Raw genomic sequence first — 15484 nt, forward strand, 5'->3', positions numbered from 1 at the left:
CCCTGCTGCCGGGCCGAAGCCAACCGGCCCGGCAGCAGGCGGGTCCGTGCGCGGCTGATGCACGGGAGAAGCCGCGCACGGACGTTTCTTTGCCGGGATCGACAGCTGGCTGGCGCTACGCGGGATGCGGTCAGGCTGCAGAGGGTCCGAGGCGGACGGGCAGGCGGGTGTGCCCGTTCGTGATGATGCTCGGCAGGGGCTCCAACTGGTCGGGCTCGACGGCCAGGCTCAGGTGCGGGAAGCGTGCGAACAGTTCCTCGAGCGCGGTGCGGATCTCGATGCGGGCCAGCTCCATACCCACGCACAAGTGCGCGCCGTGGCCGAACGCGAGATGCTCGCGAGTGGTGGGCCGGGTGACGTCGAATTCGTCGGCGCTGTCGCCGTGCACCTTCCGGTCGCGGCCGACCGCCGCGTAGTTGATGGCGATGGCGTCACCGCGGGCGAAGGTGATGCCGCTCTCTTCGTCGGTCACGTCCTCGGCCGCGAACCTGAGGATGATCGTGGCGACGGGCGCCTGATGGCGCAGGCACTCATCGACGACCTGGTTCCACGGCACGGTTCCGCTCGTGGCCAGAGCCAACTGGTCGGGGTGGGTGACCAGGTTGACCACCGCGTGGTCGATCGCGTTGACGGTCGTCTCGTGGCCGGCACCGATCAGCAAGATGAAACTGTCGGCAAGCTCCTTGTCGTTGATCTCGCCGTTGTCGCGTGCGGCGATGAGCTGGGACGTGATGTCGTCCGCCGGGTTGCGCCGCTTGTAGCCGATCAGCTTGGCGATGAGCTCGTAGATGCGGACCATCGCGGCCTGGCCCTCTTCGGGGCTGGTCGTGGTGATGAACAGCGCGCCGACCGAGTCCCGGAAGTCGTCGTGGAACTCGTCCGGGACGCCGAGTATCAGGTTGACCGACAGGAGGGGCAGCCGCCACGCGAACCGGGCCCGCAGGTCCACCACGTCGTCGGGGCCCACGACAGCGAGCTCGTCGAGCAGGGCGCGGGTGATCTCGGCGATCTGGGAGGCCAGGGCGCGCACGCGGCGCGCACTGAACGCGGACGCCAGGGGGCGGCGCAGCCGCTTGTGTTCCTCCCCGTACGCCGTCAGGGCGTTGCGGACGTCGACCCAGATCCGCAGCGGCCAGTCAGCGGGAATCTCGTGGTTGAAGTAGGCCGGCCAGTGCTGGTAGGCGTCTTTGCTGATCTTGGGGTGAGAGAGGAGACGCCGGATGAGGTCGGGATCAGTGACCGTCCAGGCGGGGATGCCGCCGGGCAGGATGACGCGGGCGGCGGGCCCGGCCTCGCGCAGGGCGGCGGTCTCGCCATGGATGTCGCGTCCGGTCGGGTCGAGCACGTAGTGCCAGCGATCGGAGACGGTGGGAGTGGTGGGGGTGGTCATGCTGCGGTCCTTCCGGATCGGGCGGGGTGGGGGATCCCGCGCTGGAAACTCACGGGCAGCGCGGCGGGACCGGCGATGAACGTGCCGGGCATCTGGGGGACCTGGTCGGCTGGGACGGCCAGAGCGAGGCCGGGCAGACGGTCAAGTGCCCGCTCTACCGCGGTCTCGCAGATGATCCGGGCCAGGTCGGGGGCGGCGCAGGCGTGCGCCCCGGCAGAGAAACTGAGGTGTCCGCGGTTGCCGGTGCGGGCCTCGGGCGGCAGGCCGAGGGTGAGGGCCGGGTCCGCGTTGGCTGCGGCGAAACTGATCAGGATCGGGAAGCCGGGCTGAAGCTGCACGCCTTCGACCTCCTGGACGCCTTGGGCGTACAGGGGGCAGTAGTTCGGGACGGGCGGCTCGTGCCACAGCACGTCGTCGAGGGCAGCGGCCACGGGCCGCACTCCGGTGTGGACGTCGCCCGCGAACCGGTCATCGGTGATGATCCGGCGCAGCCCGGACGCGATCAGCTTGGCGGGGGGTGGGCCTGCCGCACCGAACAGCAGGATGAGGCTGGGGATCATCTCGTCGTCGGTCAGCCCTGCGGCGATCAGCGAGCTGACCACGTCCCGGCCCGGACGGGCCCGCTTGTAGCGGGTCAGCTCCAGGCACGCACTCTCCAGCGCGGTGTTGGCCTCGGCCGCGTCGGGGCCGGCGAGGAACAGGCGGGTGACCGTGTGGATGATCTCCTCGCCGAGCGCGGGCGGGGAGCCGTACAGCGAGTTGACCGTCAGCATGGGGAGCGGGTCGCAGTACTGGGCCACCAGATCGGCTGTGCCGACGGACGCGAATGCGTCGATGAGCCGGTCGGCGATCTCGGTGACGGTGTGGGCGAGTTGGTGGGTGTCGATCTGTCCCAGCGCCCCGGTGAGGGCCGCGCGCAGCCGCAGGTGCTCGGGTCCGTCCTTCCACAGCGCGTTGTCACGTGGGGCCATCATCATCAGGGCCGCGCTGTTGGGCGGGACCTGCCCGCGGCGCAGAGCCTCCCAGTGGTGGGGGTCCTTCCGGAACCTGCCGGGGTTGTTGCGAAGGAGGTACTGGGCGGCGCGGAAGGTGACGGCGAGGTATCCCCACTGGCCGGGGTCGAACTCGACGGCGGGCACCGGGGATTGGGCCCGCAGCAGCTCGTATGTGCGATGGGGGTTGGCGCTGAAGTCCGGTCCGAAGATCCTCAGCGGGCGGGCGGGGTCGGGTGTGTGTGCCGGGCACTGCCCGGCATCTTGCTGGGCGTGGTGGGTCATCGCACGGGCTCCGGGAGGGTGGTCAGGAGGTGCTGGACGAGGACGATCAGCGCATCGCGGGTGCTTCCGCGCTGGCGGGCGTCGCAGGACACGAGCGGGGTGGAGGGATCGAGGCCCATGACTTCGCGCAGGCGGGCCTCGGTGTAGCGGGGGGCGTCGTCGAACTCGTTGACGGCGATCACGTAGGGCAGGCCGAGGGCCTCGACGACTTCGAGGATCGGATAGGTCTCGGCCAGATGGCGCGGGTCGCACAGCACGAGCGCGCCCAGCGCACCGCGGGCCAGGTCTTCGAGGATGTCGAAGAAGCGTGCCTGGCCGGGGGCTCCGAACAGGTAGAGGACGAGGTCGGCGCTCAGGTGCACGCGGCCGAAGTCCATGGCCACGGTCGTGGTCGTCTTGTCGGGGAGGTCAGCGCGGTCGATGTGGGTGCCCGCGTCCGTCATCGCCTCTTCGGTCTTGACGGGTTCGATCTCGGAGATCGAGTCGACCATGGTCGTTTTCCCGGCGCCCATGTGGCCGACGACCAGGGCCTTCACAGTGCGCTCGTCCCCGCGCAGCCCCGGTCCGGGGTCGGGGTCAGAGCCGATGTAGTCCGGCAAGGACTGCCTCCAGCAGTGTTCGATCGGGCACGTCATCCGGGGCGTCGAGGATGCGCCGCCCGGTCGTGATGTGGCCGGATTCCATGAGGTCGGCGAGCAGAATGCGGACCACGCTGACCGGAAGCCGCAGCAGCGCTCCGAGTTCGGCGACGGACTGCGCACTGCGCGCGAGGAGGTCGAGCATCGCGTTCTGCTCGTGGTTGAGGTCGCCTCGGCTGAGGTGAGCAGCCGAAGGGGACAGGCTGATCAGCAGAATGTGATCGAACGTGTTGCGGCTGGGCGATGACCGGCCGCCGGTGACCACGTAGGTTCTGACTAGCCGGTCATCGCCCTGATGGGGGCCTGTCATCCCTGCGGCGAGTGCTCGCGTGGTGCCACGGCCAGTGCCTCGGGCAGGCGCTTGACGATGTCGGCCATCCGGTACGAGAAACCTGCAATGTCCACGTCGGCACCGGCCGACGCCACCAGGTGGGCGCCGGAGCCTGCGGCGATGACGAACAGGTAGCCGGCCCCGTACTGCACCATGGTCTGCTGCCATGTGGTGTTCTCGTCGCTGACGAAGAGGCCGCCGCTGCGGCTGAGGGCTTGAAGGCCGGATACGGTCGCCGCGATCTTGTCGGCGAGGTCCGTGTGACAGCCGTCGGAGTGTGCGACCGGCAGGCCGTCGGCAGACAGCAGCAGCGCGTGCCGGGCGTGGGGTGCGTTGACCAGGCCGTTGAGGATCCAGGCCAGGTCGGGGCGGGACGCAGTCATCGGGGGGACTCCTCACTCGTGGGGGAAGGGGTAGAAATCTGCGGGCTGTCCGTTTGGGCGGCGCGCGTGCCCTGGACGAACGCGGCAAGGCCTCGCCCGGAGCCGGGCGGCGGGGGCTCGGAGTCGGCCAGCGGGCGTCGGGCCGGGCGTTCTGCTGGACGGGGGCCTGCCCGGCGGGCGCCGCGCACGGCGAGCCCGTCGGGGGCGATCTCGTACTCGCCCGCGGTAGCGGTCGCGCTGGTGTCGATGTGCGGTGCGGGAGCCGCGTACGCGGTCTGCTCTTCTGAGGCTGCGGACGGCTCCGTGCGGGCCGGGGGCTTGCTCAGCAGCGCGTGGGGCAGGAACACCACCGCGCGCACTCCGCCGTGGAGGGAGTGGTCCTCATCGAGTTGGACGCGGAATCCGTATTGCCGGGCGAGCTCGCCGACGCCGAGGTGCCCGAATGAGGGCGGGTTGCGCAACTCGGTCAGCCGGACCGGGGTCTGCCCGGAAAGGCGTCGTGCGGCCTCCTGCCTCGCTTCGAGGGACATGCCGGCCCCGGCGTCGTGGATCTCGACGCTTACGCCCTGATGGGCTTCGACGAACTTGACCTCTACCGGCGTGGACGGGGGGCTGTGGCGGGCCGCGTTGTCGAGGAGCTCGGCCAGGGCCAGGACGACGGGTTCGACGAACCGTCCGGCCACGTAGTGCCGCGATTCCCGGGGGGTCCGCACGCGGGTGTAGTCGCGGATGCGGGACATGGCGCCCCTGGCCGCGTCCAGCAGGGCGACGTCGTCCCGCTGTCGTCCGGGCCACATGCCTGCGATCACGCCGAGGATCTGCAAGCGGCGCGCGAGCTGGCTGGCGGTGTGGTCGATGGGCTGGACCAGGGCCAGGATCTTCGGGTCGTGCTCGGTATCCAGCAGGCGGGTGATTGAGCCCTGCTGCTCGTACACCAGGGACTGGACGGAGCGGACGCAGGCGAGTACCGCGGACCGGGTGGCTGCCTCCGCCCGCCGGGATGTGTCGTCCAGCAGCTGAGCGACCTGGTTGAGGACCGATTCGTAGGCGGCAGCGGTCTCGGTGTTGGCCAGGCTCGGGTGCAACAGCATGCCGTGCGAGGGCGGGGTGCCGTTCTGCAACGCGAACACCAGGCCCGGGAGCCGCGACTGGGCGAGGTTGCGGGCCTCCTCGTCTCGCGCGGCGGCCCGCTGGGCGGCCTCGGCAGCCCGGGTGTCGACAGCTCGCCATCGGGCCCGGTAGAACAGCGCGGCCGCGCCGGTAGCGGCGCAACCAGCAGACGTCGCCCACAACAGCGCGTCGGGTATCAGGGTCATCAGATCCTCGTGACGGAAGGACGGCAGATGGATGGGGGGATGAGGGCGTCACCCGAGGAGCGGCAGGAGGGGATGCACCATCAGGGGAGCGGTGTAGAACCGGCCGCCTCGCCCGGCGTTGCCCAGGCGGGTCCACCGCAGGTCGTCGCAGGCCGTGAGGACGGGCGGGACCTGGAGCGTGCCGCTGTCGTAGTGGGTGGCGGGCCTGCGCCAGTGCGTGCCGAGCCCGGAGCGGGGCGGAAGGAATAGCACCCACTCCCCCGGCCGGGACACTGCCGCGCCGACGGGGTGAGGGCGACAGTGCGCGAGCAGGTCGACGGTCCGCCGGGCCTGCTCCTCGGGCAGTACAACGATGTCGAACTCCGTCCCGACCTCCACGTCCACGGGGCGTGAGGCCAGGTGCGCGGCCGGAAGCATGTCGGGCAGGGTGGGGGGCTGCCCGTGGGCACCGCGCGGCTGCCCGGCCGGGCCGGTCACGCGCGTCCAGGGGGCCGCCCCCGCGTGCTCAATGGCTATGTGGGGCATCAGGGGATTCCTCGGTGGGGGCAGCGGCAACGGTGCCTTCGGGGGTGTGGACCTGGTCGGCTGTGCATGCGGGCAGCGGGATGCATGCCGCTACGGCCGTGCCTGGGCCGCAGGGGGTGACCGTGTAGCGGCTGGCCAGCGCGTCGACGAGGAGCAGCCCTCGCCCGTGTTCGTGGTCCGTATCCATGTGGCCGGGGTGCATAGGCCTGCGTGGGCCCTGATCAGCGCAGAAGACCCATGTGCTGTCGGCCGTAAGGGTCAGGCCCACGGTTACGTGTTCGCCTGGCGCGTGCAGGACCGAGTTGGTCGTGAGCTCCGAGACGATCAGCCTCAGGTCTTCCGTGACCAGGCGCGGGATGCGCCACACACGGCAGGTTTCTGTCAGCAGGCGTCGGGCCCTGGCGGGGGTGGCGTCCGTTCGTCCCGGCAGTTGCCAGACCACGCTGAAGTACGGCCGTGTCTTCGGCCTGTCCGGTGCGGGCGGCAGCGAGGGCTTCGATTGGAGCCGGTGGGGCGGAACGCGTCGCAACGTGGTCCAGTGCACGGGCAGCATCTCCCGCACGGTCCAGGTGTCTGGCGTGTGGTGCACGCTCATGTGATGGATTCCTGACAGGTTTCCCGGGAGGTCTTATCGGGAGGGTGGGCAGCATGTGCGGGGCGATCTGCTGGTCGCGGGTGGGTGGGGATGATGAAAGGGGCGACCGGCACTGTGTTCGGGAGACGGGGATGCCCGCTCGTGCCGGCTGTGCGCGAGGCCGGTCATCCGAGGCCCTCCCCTGGTGAGAGGACGGCGCGGACCGTCTTACTGAGGCCGTCGGAGGCGAGGAAGTGCCTCAGCTCTGCGCCGAAGGCCAGGGCGTCGCGCAGGCCGCGACCTCGCTCTCCGTTCAGGGCCGCCTGCGCGTCAGGGAAGGAGGGGTTGGGGTCCTCGACGTCCATAAGCAGGTCTCCCTCATCGGTGAGGGAGAGGTGGACGTGCATCTGGGCCGGGGCCCTGCTGACGGGCTGGGCGTGTGCAACAGCGTTGAAGGCGAGACGGGCGAGGACCTCGACGGCGGAGTCGACATCGCCAGGCCACCGCCGCAGCGACAGATGCAGGCGGGCCGTCACTTTCAGCTGGCGCACGCTGTCCGGAACAAGGTCGTAGGTGCCGGACCATACGGCGGCGGGCCCTGCGAGTGAGGGCGCACCGGTGTACACGGCGAACGCCTCGAGGTCGGTGATCCAGGTGCGCAGCGAGGCGCGGTCTGCGGGGCGGCTGGCGATTTCCTGCTCGGTCTGGGCGACGAGCCCTGTGGCGCTGCCGTCGGTCAGAGCGCGTTCGATCGTGCGCCAGCCGGTCCGGCCGCGGCGTTGGGTCGTGAGCGGGGCCAGGTCGTGCGCCTCGTGGACGGCCGTCCAGCCCTGGGCGGCGGCGAAGGTGTGCAGGGCGGCCAGCGTTCGGGTGGCGGACTCTGTGTCGCCGGCGCAGGTGTAGAGCGCGACGTGGGCCTCGCGGGTGGGGCGGCCGACGATGCTGCAAGCGGGCGGGAGGGCGATCCGCTGGACCTGGTCCTCGGTGTCGATCTCAGCCCATATGACTGATGCGCCATCTTTTTGGAGGTCGTGGCCGTAGCGGTCCGATGCGTGCTGGAGAAGGCGGAAGAGGTCCGCCAGGAGGTCTTCGCTGATGGTGGACGGCACCTGGGCCTCGATCCGGGCGCAGCTGTCCGTCCGGTTCTCCACCGGACTTGCGCCGAGCGCCCTGAGCATCGAAACGATGGCGGTGGCCTGGGCGTTCGGCGACTTCACGGAGTTCCCCCGCGTACGATTGACTACGTAGCGTAGATTTAATGCATTAGCTTGGACCTGATGCATTAACTTGTCAATCGAGTCGCCCGAACCCGGGCATCTGGGAGCCGCTGACCAGTACGGAGTCCTTGCATGGGCCACGAGGAGCCGCCGCAGCACGAGGCCGTCGCCAACGCCCTGCGCCGCCGACTCGACAGCGGCGAATGGCGTATTGGAGAAAGACTCCCTTCCCGCGCACGGCTCGCCGAGGAGTACGACGTCGGCCCCAACGTCATGCAGAAGGCCGTGGAACGCCTCATCGCCGAGGGACGCCTGCAGGGCCGCGCCGGATCCGGCACCTTCGTCGCCGAACCACGCGAGCGCCGCCGCATGATCCGCTCCCGGCACCGCGAACGCCGCCGCGGCAGCCCCTTCCGCGCGGACATGGCCGAACTCGGGCGCGCAGGAACCTGGGAGGCCCACTCCGAAGCCCGCACACCCGCCCCGAACGACATCGCCCAACGGCTCGGCATCGAGCCCGGCGACCCCTGCGTCCGCACCAGCTACGAGTTCCTCGCCGACACACAGCCCGCACAGCTCTCCGTGTCCTGGGAGCCGATGGCGATCACAGGCGACACTCCCATCCTGCTGCCCGAGATGGGCCCTCTCGCCGGCAAGGGCGTCGTCGAGCGGATGCGATCCATCGGCGTCGACATCGTCACCGCACTCGAAGTCCCCCGCCCCGGCCGGGCCACACAGGAGCAGGCCAACCTGCTCGGCATCGGCCGCGGGGACTTGGTCCTCGTGATCGAGCGGACCTACTACGACGGCGACGGCCGCGCAGTGGAGACCGCCGACATCACCGTCCCCGACGCCCGCTGGGAAGTCGCCTACGAATTCGGAGTGGACGCCCAGTAGCGCCGTACGGGGCGCCACGATCTCACCAGCCCCTGCCACGGGGGAACCGGTCCTGTCCGGAAGCCGCAGAGCGCGCACCGTGCGGAACCCACAACTCGCGCACCAGAGCGGCAGATCCCGCCCCCCGCTCGGGCCATCGACGCGCCACAGCCTCCAGCGCCGCCCGCAGTGCGGCCACGGACGTCAGCCCCTGCGATCGCTCAATCAGCCAATAGGGCCCGGGCGGCGCCTCCTTGCCGTCCGGTGGCAACACCACCTCCATGGAGGATCCGCGAGCGCCAGGGTGGGACGGCCGCCAGCGGGCGGCACCCGCGGGGACGAGAAAGGACAAGGAGGGAGCGCCCGGCAATGGGTTCACGCTGACCGCGCCCGGCGCAGTCAGCCGCTCCAGCGCCTGCAGCGCGAAGAACTGGCAGACGGTGATGACGCCGACCTCCTCGGTCGCAGCCGTGTCACGCCCGCTCGCCCGAGCCGTCCCGTCGCAGCCCATACGGTTGCCTCCTCCACCCGCGGCTCACGTGAAGGTAGAGCCGGGAAGGGAGCCGTGGGCGAACTGACAGTTCGCAAAATCGCGGACTCCCTCTCCCCCACTACGGGCATCGGTGATGGTTGGTCGATCCCTTGCGATTGCATGTCCAGGCGACACAGAGCATGAGGCGCCGCCCATAGCCCCGTTCCAAACTAGGTGACTCACACGGTTTGGATCGCGTCCATCGTTACGGCCGGTGAGCCGATTAGCAACGGCCCGCCTACTGGGCGCAGTGTCACTGCGAACGCGTTACCCGCGTCGAGAATCCGGAAGGCGCCGACGCCACATCCGGCACACCAGAGTCAAGGCCGGCGGTCGCGTTCTGGCGCAGCGGACTGCCTCGGTTTCGGCACAGCCAGACCCGGGCTCGCTGGTCCCCTCCATCGGTCTGCGCCGTCCTCAGGCGAGCTGGAGGCGGCCGGCGAGGGCGTCGACCTTGCGGCGGAATGCGGGGCGTACCCGCAGCTGCAGGTCCTGGACCATGGTCCGGGCCGCGGGGCTGCGGGAGAGGTCCTCGGGGGCGAGGTCTTCCAGGCTGAACAGGTGCACCAGGACGGCCGCGTCGTCGCGGCGCAGGTGGTAGCAGCGGGCGACCTCGAGCCCGAAGGTGAACTGCCGCTCCCGGCTGGGCAGTCGGCTGGTGTCGACCTGGTCGGCCAGCCGTAGTCCTTCGGCCGCCTCACCGGCGAGCATCTCGATGCTCATCGCGTGCAGCGCCACGTTGGTGGGGCCGAACACCGTCCACTGGATATTGCCCTCCCCCGCGGTCCGGGCGAGCGGGAGGGCCCGCTGTTCCAGGCGCCGGCGGGCTTGCGGCCAGTCGCAGCGCCGGGCGTCGGAGACGACAGCGACCAGTTCGAGAGCTCCTTCGACGGCCTGGGACGCAGTGCTTGCCGGGAGGGTGCGCAGATGCGCGACGGCCTGGAGCGCGATCTCCTTGGCTTCCTCCACCGCGTCAGGGTCGTTGTGGGAGAGCAGGACGTGGCCCAGGTTCCACGACGCTGCGGCCCGGCGCACGGGATCGTCGGCCTCCTCGGCGGCCTGCATGGCCCGGTCGGCGACCAGGAGGGCGAGGTCGAGCCGGCCGACCCTGCGGCAGTACGAACGCAGCAGCCCGTACAGATCGGCGGCCACGCGCAGTACCTCGCGCCGTGCCTGTGGATCGTGGCCGTACCGGTGGCGTCGTACGGCGTCCTCCACGTCCGTGATCAACCCCGGTAAGTGGCCGGCCGCCTGGGTGAAGCGGTCCTTCGAGGTCTGCCAGGAATGCCAGGCCCACTCGACACGATCCCGCAACCGCGCCGCATCACCGCACCGAGCCCAGGCTCACGGGTGGATCCCAGCAACGCCCGGGCAACTGCCGGCGCCGCACTGACGGGGGTCAAGGGGTGGTCGATCGGTTCCCCGGCCAGCAGCGCGGCCAGGGGAACGCCCAGCACTGCGGCGATCCGGTCCAGCACGTCCACCGACGGGACCTTCTTCCCCTCCTCGATCATGTGCAGATAGCGCGGAGTGATCCCACACAGCCCAGCGACTGAAGCGACCGACCGGTCGCCCTTCTGCTGCCGGTAGCGCCGGATGGTGGGACCCACGGACAGGTTCGGCGAAGGTGACGTCATCTCCGTCGCCCCCTTTCCCGGTCCGTCCTTGTGGCGTCAGCGTAGAGGCTGGGACAGGGCCGGCGCCTACGGCCCGCTCATATCCGTGTGACACGCTGTAACCCAGCGATGGCTGGGCAGTTGGGGAGGCGCCGAATGACCGGACTGGTCCTGTGGGACGTCGACCACGCCCTGATTGACACACGCGGTGTGGGCCGCGAACTGTCGGCCTCCGCGTTCCTGCAGACAACGGGTCAACGCATGCGCCAGCAGGCGCGCATCGACGGCATCACCGAGCCGGTGATCTTCCGTGAGACGGCGAAGCTCCACGGACTGACCACAGACCGCGCGGACTTCGAGCGGTTCGCCCGCGCCCTCACCGCCGCGCACCTGGAGGGCGCCGCCGAGCTCCGCGAGCGCGGCCATGCGCTGCCAGGCGCGGCCGCGGCCCTCAACGAGCTCGCCGACGCAGGCGTACGGCAGACCGTGGTCTCGGGGAACATCCGCGCCGTTGCCCAGCTCAAGCTGCAGGTCTTCGGCCTGGACACCCCGATCCTGTGGGAGTTGGGCGCCTACGGGGAAGACCACGACGTGCGCGCCGAGCTCGTCCGCCTGTCCATGGAGCGCGCCCACACGACCGCGGACGCCGCCGTCCTGATCGGGGACACGCCAGCCGACATCGAGGGTGCCCACGCCAACGGAGTGCGCGCGATCGCCGTCGCCACCGGCCGAAGCGACGAAGCTGTACTCCGCGACGCCGGCGCAGAGGTGGTCCTGCCTGATCTGCGGGACACCGAACTGCTGGTCAAGCTCGTACACAACGGCATCTGAAACAGGTACGGCGTCGAGTTGATCAACTGGCGGCGGAGCCGAGAAGCACGCCGACGCAGCCCTTGTGAGGAGAAACGGTCCGGGTGGGGGTGGGCCGGCTTACGGCCAGCCCGGCTCGAGATCTACGCGTCGCCGTCGGCGCAGCGGGCCCGCCTGAACCATCTGTTTCCGCCGCCGAAGAAGGCGTGTCCGGCGGGACACGCGGCGCGCCACGGCTCTTCGAGCGGAACGGAAAGCCGGTGTGTAGCGCGCAGAATGAGCAGGGCCAGTGGCGGACCCGGTCCGAAGGGCGGGTCTGGCCGAGTTAGGGTCCGTCTTCAAACGTCGTCCGATGGCCCCATGGTTGCGGGGCCGTTCCGCTGTGCGCCCCAAGCTCAGGGAGAGTGTCTGGTCGTGGGGCAGCGGGCGAAAAGGGCTGACGCTTCCGGTCCGGCGATCGCGGGCAGAAGGCGTTCGAGCCCAGCGGCTTGCTGCCGGAGCCGCTTGAACATTGCCCGTCCCGACTGCACCGAGCCGGGTACGTCCTGGGCGGGGCCACATCCAGCTGCGATATATAGACATTCCAGCCATGCCGCTTCTCGGGTGCCGTCTCCGGTGAAGCGCTCGACGAGCGTGGAGACCTCCGACTCGCGTCCGAGGTGGAGCCAGATTTGGATGTGGAGGCCGGGACGGCGGTAGATGTGGCCAAGTTGGGTCGCTTCCGGCCCGACGAAGCCCTCGGCATGGAGGAAATCGAAGGCCGCTGCGAGAACTTCGTCGTACGTCGGCTGCCCGGCGCGGATACGGCGGCTCATGGGTTGAGGCTGCCGCGGGCCTGTCGAGCCTTCAAGGGTGAGGCCCACTTATCTTGACCTGTCCTCACGCACAGTCCGGCGGTGAACGTCGTAACTGCGGGCCAGAGCCCTGATCAACAGCCCCTCGCTCCGCGAGTCCCCTCGGATGGCAGCGAACAGATCGACGCTAGTGGGGGCGTACGTCGGCGATGAGCTAAGGCCACTGGCTGGCTCGGTTGTGGGCCTCTATTCAGTGCGCTGGGCGGGCGAACTCAATCTGTCTCGCGGTTCGGAAGAGCTCGGCGCAGGTCCAACCGGGTGGGAACCGCTCGACCACCCGGTGATGTACGTGTTGGCGGTATCCCACCTCGGCCAGTTTCCGGAAGACCTGCATGTCAAGTTGCCGCTGGGAGGCGAAGCACTTCAGGGCGGCTTCCTTTGAGTCCAGGAGCTCGTGGGTCCCCACGAAGACGTTGGTGGGTTCGAAGTTGCGGCTGTAGGGGGAACGGAAGTAGGTGAGATTGTTGGCTTCGCGCAGGGCGACCGTGGTCACCTCCTGCGCGGTGATGTTGTGGTCGAGGTGCTGGTCGTCGGGGAAATGGGTGTAGACGATGTCTGGGCGTGCCTCGCGGAAGACGCTGAACAACTCGGTGTTGGTCTCCCCGCGGTGTTCGACGAACCGGGTGTCGGGGATGTCGGAGAAGGTGTACTCGTCCACGCCCAGGATGGCGCCGGCAGCCAGGGCCTCCTCCCGTCGCGGCGACGTGCCGTTCGGGCCCGCGACCCCGGCGGTCAGGCAGTGCACCCGGACCCGGGCACCGTTGATGGCGTACCAGCGCATGCGCATGGCCATGGCGATCTCAGGGTCGTCGGGATGGGCTCCCACGACGAGGACGGTCGTCACCTCGTTCCTCCCGGGCGGCGGCTGACGGCGAAGGCGCTGCGCAGGACCCGGCCGTCCAGGCCCTGCCAGCGGAAGAGCTGGCCTGCACTGCGGGGCCATCGGAGGTAGTGCATGCTGCCGGCCACTTCGGTCGTGCCTGCGCTGATGAAGGCGAGTTTCGAAGAAGCCCCGCCGTCCAGGTGGTAGACGTGTCGGGGATCGAGTCCCTCGCGCGCGCAGAGCTCGGCGGTCTCCGCGGGGGTGACGCCGCGGAAGTTGTCCGACAGCGGGGCGCCGTCGAGTACGTGGAACCACAGCTCCCGTCCGCGCAGGCCGATCAGGGTCCGTGCGTGGCGCGTGTCGCGGAACGGGTCAGTGCCCAGGCACTGATCGTATCCCGGGCAGGGGCCGGCCGCGGCGTCGGCGACGCTGGGCCCGAGCGAGAGGCCGCCGCCGAGGGAGTGCACGTCCAGCCCGTCGACCTGCGTGATCTCGACGCGCGATTGCAGCCGGCCGTGTTCGGCTTGCGTCCGCGCGGCGCGCAGCACGAAGTTCTCGGCGAACAGGTCGGCGCCTCCGCCCAGGTGGACTCCGGTCACCCGGTGGCCGCGCTCCGGTGTCCAGGACACGACGAAGTCGACAGCCGTGGGATCTGGTGGCGTGATGTTGGTGGCCGAGTCCACATCGCGTCGGAAACCGGTGCGTGGATCGTCGGTGTAGCGGACGCGGCAGTTCGCGGCGCCGAAGACGGTGAGAACGTCGGGCTCGTGCGGTGGCTGGCTCTGTTCTTTTGAGCCGACCCACCGGTAGGGGCGTTCTTGGATGCGCAGCTTCCCGGAGGCTTTCAGGATGCCGATCACGGCTTGGCCGTGGTGGGTGAGGAAGGCGGGCTTGGAGGCTGTGGGCAGGCTTGTCACCTGGCCGGTACGGCAGCAGAAGTCGAGATTGGGTTCGGCCGGCTGGTAGGAGAGGTCGTCGGAGATGAAGGAGAACGAGCCGCTGACGGCTGCGACCGCGGCGTCCGCGGCGAGCAGGTCACGCAGGTGGAGTCCGTTCGGGCGGGTGACGGCCTGGACCTGGGCCTGTTCCAGGTCAAGACGGAGTGTGAAGGCGTTGGTGAAGCAGCCCTCCCCCAGTTCCACGGCCGTGGCGTGGAAGCGGATGCCGGGGGCAATCGTGATCTGGCGTTCCGGGACGGGAATGGCGAAAGCCCGCTGGTTCCTGGCAAGGGACTGGATGTCCTCAACGCGATAGCCAAGGGCGCGCAGGACAGTCACGGCCTGCTGGTCTTCGTCACTGGGGAGTTCGGACACGAGCGCGTTCATGACGCTGCCCTCTGGGGGGCTTCTGCGGCCCGCACCAGGTCCTGCACGGTGAACGCGCCGCTGTCCAGGAGTCCCAGGACCCGTTCGCGGAACGGGCCGGTCAGGACGGTCTGCCCTGGCAGGGGGTAGGGCACGGTTTCGTCCAGCCGGTACAGGATCACCCCGGCCGCGACCTTGGCCATGAGCAGTGCCTCCGTGGGGGTCAGGTGTTGCGGTGGCGGGGCATCGACGTAGGCGGTAAGCAGGGCGGGCACGAGTGTCCGCAGGTGCTTGCTCTGGCCGAGGTGATGGATCAGCAGGTGGGCCAGGAAGTAGGCGATGTCGTACGGCGGCCAGCCGCGGTGGACGTTGTCGAGATCGCAGATGGCCACGCCATCGCCTGCGAGGCTTACGTTCTTGGGGGCGAGGTCGCCGAGGACCAACTGGTGGGGGCGGGCGGCGAGTTCCTCGCACGTCTGCGTGAGCAGGTGATGGCCGGTGGCGCGCAGGCAGAAGAGGAACGAGCGTTCCTGGAAGTAGCGGTTGCTGTGGGTCCGGAATTCGGTGTCGGTGTGCTGGGTGGCGTGGTGGATGCGGCGCACTGCCCTGCCCAGGCGGGTCATCTCTTCGGCGGTGGCCGGACGTTCGGCGAGGTGCTCGTCGTAGTTGCGGCCGTCGGGGAAGACATCGGTGAGGATCATGGTGTGGGTCTCGGCGTGGTAGCCGAGGACCTGAGGGAAGAGGGCCGGCTCGATCCGCCCGTAGGCCTCTAGGGCCCGGCGTTCGTCGTCGATGAGGCTCGGGTCGGTCGGCAGGGTGGGCATGCGGGCGTAGTGGTCGCCGCGGATCTTGAGGATCACGGTGGTGTGCCTGCCGTGGACCCGGAAGACGTGGCTGACGTTGCCGCCGTGGACGCGTTCGGTCTTGGTGATCAGCCCGGTATGCCGTCTGCAGGCGCTGAGAACGTCGGGCAGGGCAGGACCCAGGAGGGCAGGCAGGCTGGGCATCGGCACGCGGA

Annotated in this window: 17 protein-coding genes; 2 read left to right on the forward strand and 15 right to left on the reverse strand. The window is 69.7% G+C overall.

Annotated elements, in window-relative coordinates:
• Nucleotides 1-130: 130 nt before the first annotated feature.
• From RNB18_RS34760 to RNB18_RS34795, 9 genes are all read right to left on the reverse strand, one after another.
• Entirely contained in the window at nucleotides 131-1390 is a 1260-nt protein-coding gene (locus RNB18_RS34760) for a cytochrome P450 family protein (RefSeq protein ID WP_311718068.1), read from the reverse strand.
• Entirely contained in the window at nucleotides 1387-2667 is a 1281-nt protein-coding gene (locus tag RNB18_RS34765; RefSeq protein WP_311718069.1) for a cytochrome P450 family protein, read from the reverse strand. The genes RNB18_RS34760 and RNB18_RS34765 overlap by 4 nt, the downstream gene beginning before the upstream one ends.
• A complete protein-coding gene (locus tag RNB18_RS34770; protein ID WP_311718070.1) occupies nucleotides 2664-3266 on the reverse strand; it encodes a GTP-binding protein in 603 nt (200 codons plus the stop codon). The genes RNB18_RS34765 and RNB18_RS34770 overlap by 4 nt, the downstream gene beginning before the upstream one ends.
• The gene (locus tag RNB18_RS34775; protein ID WP_266554832.1) at nucleotides 3244-3570 is read right to left on the reverse strand and encodes a DUF742 domain-containing protein; all 327 of its coding nucleotides are present in this window, start codon (nucleotides 3568-3570) and stop codon (nucleotides 3244-3246) included. The genes RNB18_RS34770 and RNB18_RS34775 overlap by 23 nt, the downstream gene beginning before the upstream one ends.
• Nucleotides 3571-3611: 41 nt before the next feature.
• Nucleotides 3612-4019, reverse strand: coding sequence for a roadblock/LC7 domain-containing protein (locus RNB18_RS34780; RefSeq protein ID WP_311718071.1), 408 nt, complete (start codon nucleotides 4017-4019; stop codon nucleotides 3612-3614).
• The gene (locus RNB18_RS34785; protein WP_311718072.1) at nucleotides 4016-5335 is read right to left on the reverse strand and encodes an ATP-binding protein; all 1320 of its coding nucleotides are present in this window, start codon (nucleotides 5333-5335) and stop codon (nucleotides 4016-4018) included. The genes RNB18_RS34780 and RNB18_RS34785 overlap by 4 nt, the downstream gene beginning before the upstream one ends.
• 48 nt (nucleotides 5336-5383) lie before the next feature.
• Nucleotides 5384-5860: a hypothetical protein gene (locus RNB18_RS34790; RefSeq protein WP_311718073.1), complete on the reverse strand. Its 477-nt coding sequence runs from the start codon at nucleotides 5858-5860 to the stop codon at nucleotides 5384-5386.
• Nucleotides 5841-6455, reverse strand: a complete 615-nt coding sequence (locus tag RNB18_RS53840) for an ATP-binding protein (protein WP_394817720.1) — start codon at nucleotides 6453-6455, stop codon at nucleotides 5841-5843. Before RNB18_RS53840 ends, RNB18_RS34790 begins: the two co-directional genes overlap by 20 nt.
• A 164-nt stretch (nucleotides 6456-6619) precedes the next feature.
• Complete coding sequence (locus RNB18_RS34795) at nucleotides 6620-7651, reverse strand: hypothetical protein (RefSeq protein WP_311718074.1); 1032 nt, start codon at nucleotides 7649-7651, stop codon at nucleotides 6620-6622.
• 132 nt (nucleotides 7652-7783) lie between these two features.
• Here RNB18_RS34795 and RNB18_RS34800 point away from each other — a divergent pair, with 132 nt between their 5' ends.
• Nucleotides 7784-8548 (forward strand): GntR family transcriptional regulator, encoded by a 765-nt coding sequence (locus tag RNB18_RS34800; protein WP_311718075.1) that lies wholly within the window; start codon nucleotides 7784-7786, stop codon nucleotides 8546-8548.
• 928 nt (nucleotides 8549-9476) lie between these two features.
• Here RNB18_RS34800 and RNB18_RS34805 read toward each other — a convergent pair.
• The gene (locus RNB18_RS34805) at nucleotides 9477-10373 is read right to left on the reverse strand and encodes a transcriptional regulator (protein WP_311718076.1); all 897 of its coding nucleotides are present in this window, start codon (nucleotides 10371-10373) and stop codon (nucleotides 9477-9479) included.
• Nucleotides 10286-10696 carry a helix-turn-helix domain-containing protein gene (locus RNB18_RS34810; RefSeq protein ID WP_311718077.1) on the reverse strand — a complete coding sequence of 137 codons (411 nt, stop codon included), beginning with the start codon at nucleotides 10694-10696 and terminating at the stop codon, nucleotides 10286-10288. Before RNB18_RS34810 ends, RNB18_RS34805 begins: the two co-directional genes overlap by 88 nt.
• 135 nt (nucleotides 10697-10831) lie before the next feature.
• Here RNB18_RS34810 and RNB18_RS34815 point away from each other — a divergent pair, with 135 nt between their 5' ends.
• On the forward strand, nucleotides 10832-11506 hold the full coding sequence (locus RNB18_RS34815) for an HAD family hydrolase (RefSeq protein WP_311718078.1): 675 nt from the start codon (nucleotides 10832-10834) through the stop codon (nucleotides 11504-11506).
• A gap of 374 nt (nucleotides 11507-11880) precedes the next feature.
• Here RNB18_RS34815 and RNB18_RS34820 read toward each other — a convergent pair whose 3' ends face one another.
• The 4 genes from RNB18_RS34820 to RNB18_RS34835 all read right to left on the reverse strand — a co-directional run bounded on the left by RNB18_RS34820 (nucleotide 11881) and on the right by RNB18_RS34835 (nucleotide 15473).
• Nucleotides 11881-12300 (reverse strand): hypothetical protein, encoded by a 420-nt coding sequence (locus tag RNB18_RS34820; protein ID WP_266518939.1) that lies wholly within the window; start codon nucleotides 12298-12300, stop codon nucleotides 11881-11883.
• A 229-nt stretch (nucleotides 12301-12529) separates the two neighbouring features.
• Nucleotides 12530-13183, reverse strand: a complete 654-nt coding sequence (locus tag RNB18_RS34825) for a PIG-L deacetylase family protein (protein WP_311718079.1) — start codon at nucleotides 13181-13183, stop codon at nucleotides 12530-12532.
• Nucleotides 13180-14487, reverse strand: a complete 1308-nt coding sequence (locus tag RNB18_RS34830) for a phosphodiester glycosidase family protein (protein WP_311718080.1) — start codon at nucleotides 14485-14487, stop codon at nucleotides 13180-13182. The genes RNB18_RS34825 and RNB18_RS34830 overlap by 4 nt, the downstream gene beginning before the upstream one ends.
• A complete protein-coding gene (locus RNB18_RS34835) occupies nucleotides 14484-15473 on the reverse strand; it encodes a phosphotransferase (protein ID WP_311718081.1) in 990 nt (329 codons plus the stop codon). The genes RNB18_RS34830 and RNB18_RS34835 overlap by 4 nt, the downstream gene beginning before the upstream one ends.
• Between the last annotated feature and the right edge of the window lie 11 nt (nucleotides 15474-15484).

The sequence above is a fragment of the Streptomyces doebereineriae genome, assembly GCF_031845645.1.
Classification (GTDB): Bacteria; Actinomycetota; Actinomycetes; order Streptomycetales; family Streptomycetaceae; genus Streptomyces; species Streptomyces canus.

What these genes read in the sequence shown, in the direction of transcription:
- RNB18_RS34760 (WP_311718068.1), bottom strand. Translation starts at nt 1,390, where the DNA reads ATGACCACCCCCACCACTCCCACCGTCTCCGATCGCTGGCACTACGTG.
- RNB18_RS34765 (WP_311718069.1), bottom strand. Translation starts at nt 2,667, where the DNA reads ATGACCCACCACGCCCAGCAAGATGCCGGGCAGTGCCCGGCACACACA.
- RNB18_RS34780 (WP_311718071.1), bottom strand. Translation starts at nt 4,019, where the DNA reads ATGACTGCGTCCCGCCCCGACCTGGCCTGGATCCTCAACGGCCTGGTC.
- RNB18_RS34785 (WP_311718072.1), bottom strand. Translation starts at nt 5,335, where the DNA reads ATGACCCTGATACCCGACGCGCTGTTGTGGGCGACGTCTGCTGGTTGC.
- RNB18_RS34790 (WP_311718073.1), bottom strand. Translation starts at nt 5,860, where the DNA reads ATGCCCCACATAGCCATTGAGCACGCGGGGGCGGCCCCCTGGACGCGC.
- RNB18_RS53840 (WP_394817720.1), bottom strand. Translation starts at nt 6,455, where the DNA reads ATGAGCGTGCACCACACGCCAGACACCTGGACCGTGCGGGAGATGCTG.
- RNB18_RS34800 (WP_311718075.1), top strand. Translation starts at nt 7,784, where the DNA reads ATGGGCCACGAGGAGCCGCCGCAGCACGAGGCCGTCGCCAACGCCCTG.
- RNB18_RS34810 (WP_311718077.1), bottom strand. Translation starts at nt 10,696, where the DNA reads ATGACGTCACCTTCGCCGAACCTGTCCGTGGGTCCCACCATCCGGCGC.
- RNB18_RS34815 (WP_311718078.1), top strand. Translation starts at nt 10,832, where the DNA reads ATGACCGGACTGGTCCTGTGGGACGTCGACCACGCCCTGATTGACACA.
- RNB18_RS34820 (WP_266518939.1), bottom strand. Translation starts at nt 12,300, where the DNA reads ATGAGCCGCCGTATCCGCGCCGGGCAGCCGACGTACGACGAAGTTCTC.
- RNB18_RS34830 (WP_311718080.1), bottom strand. Translation starts at nt 14,487, where the DNA reads ATGAACGCGCTCGTGTCCGAACTCCCCAGTGACGAAGACCAGCAGGCC.
- RNB18_RS34835 (WP_311718081.1), bottom strand. Translation starts at nt 15,473, where the DNA reads ATGCCCAGCCTGCCTGCCCTCCTGGGTCCTGCCCTGCCCGACGTTCTC.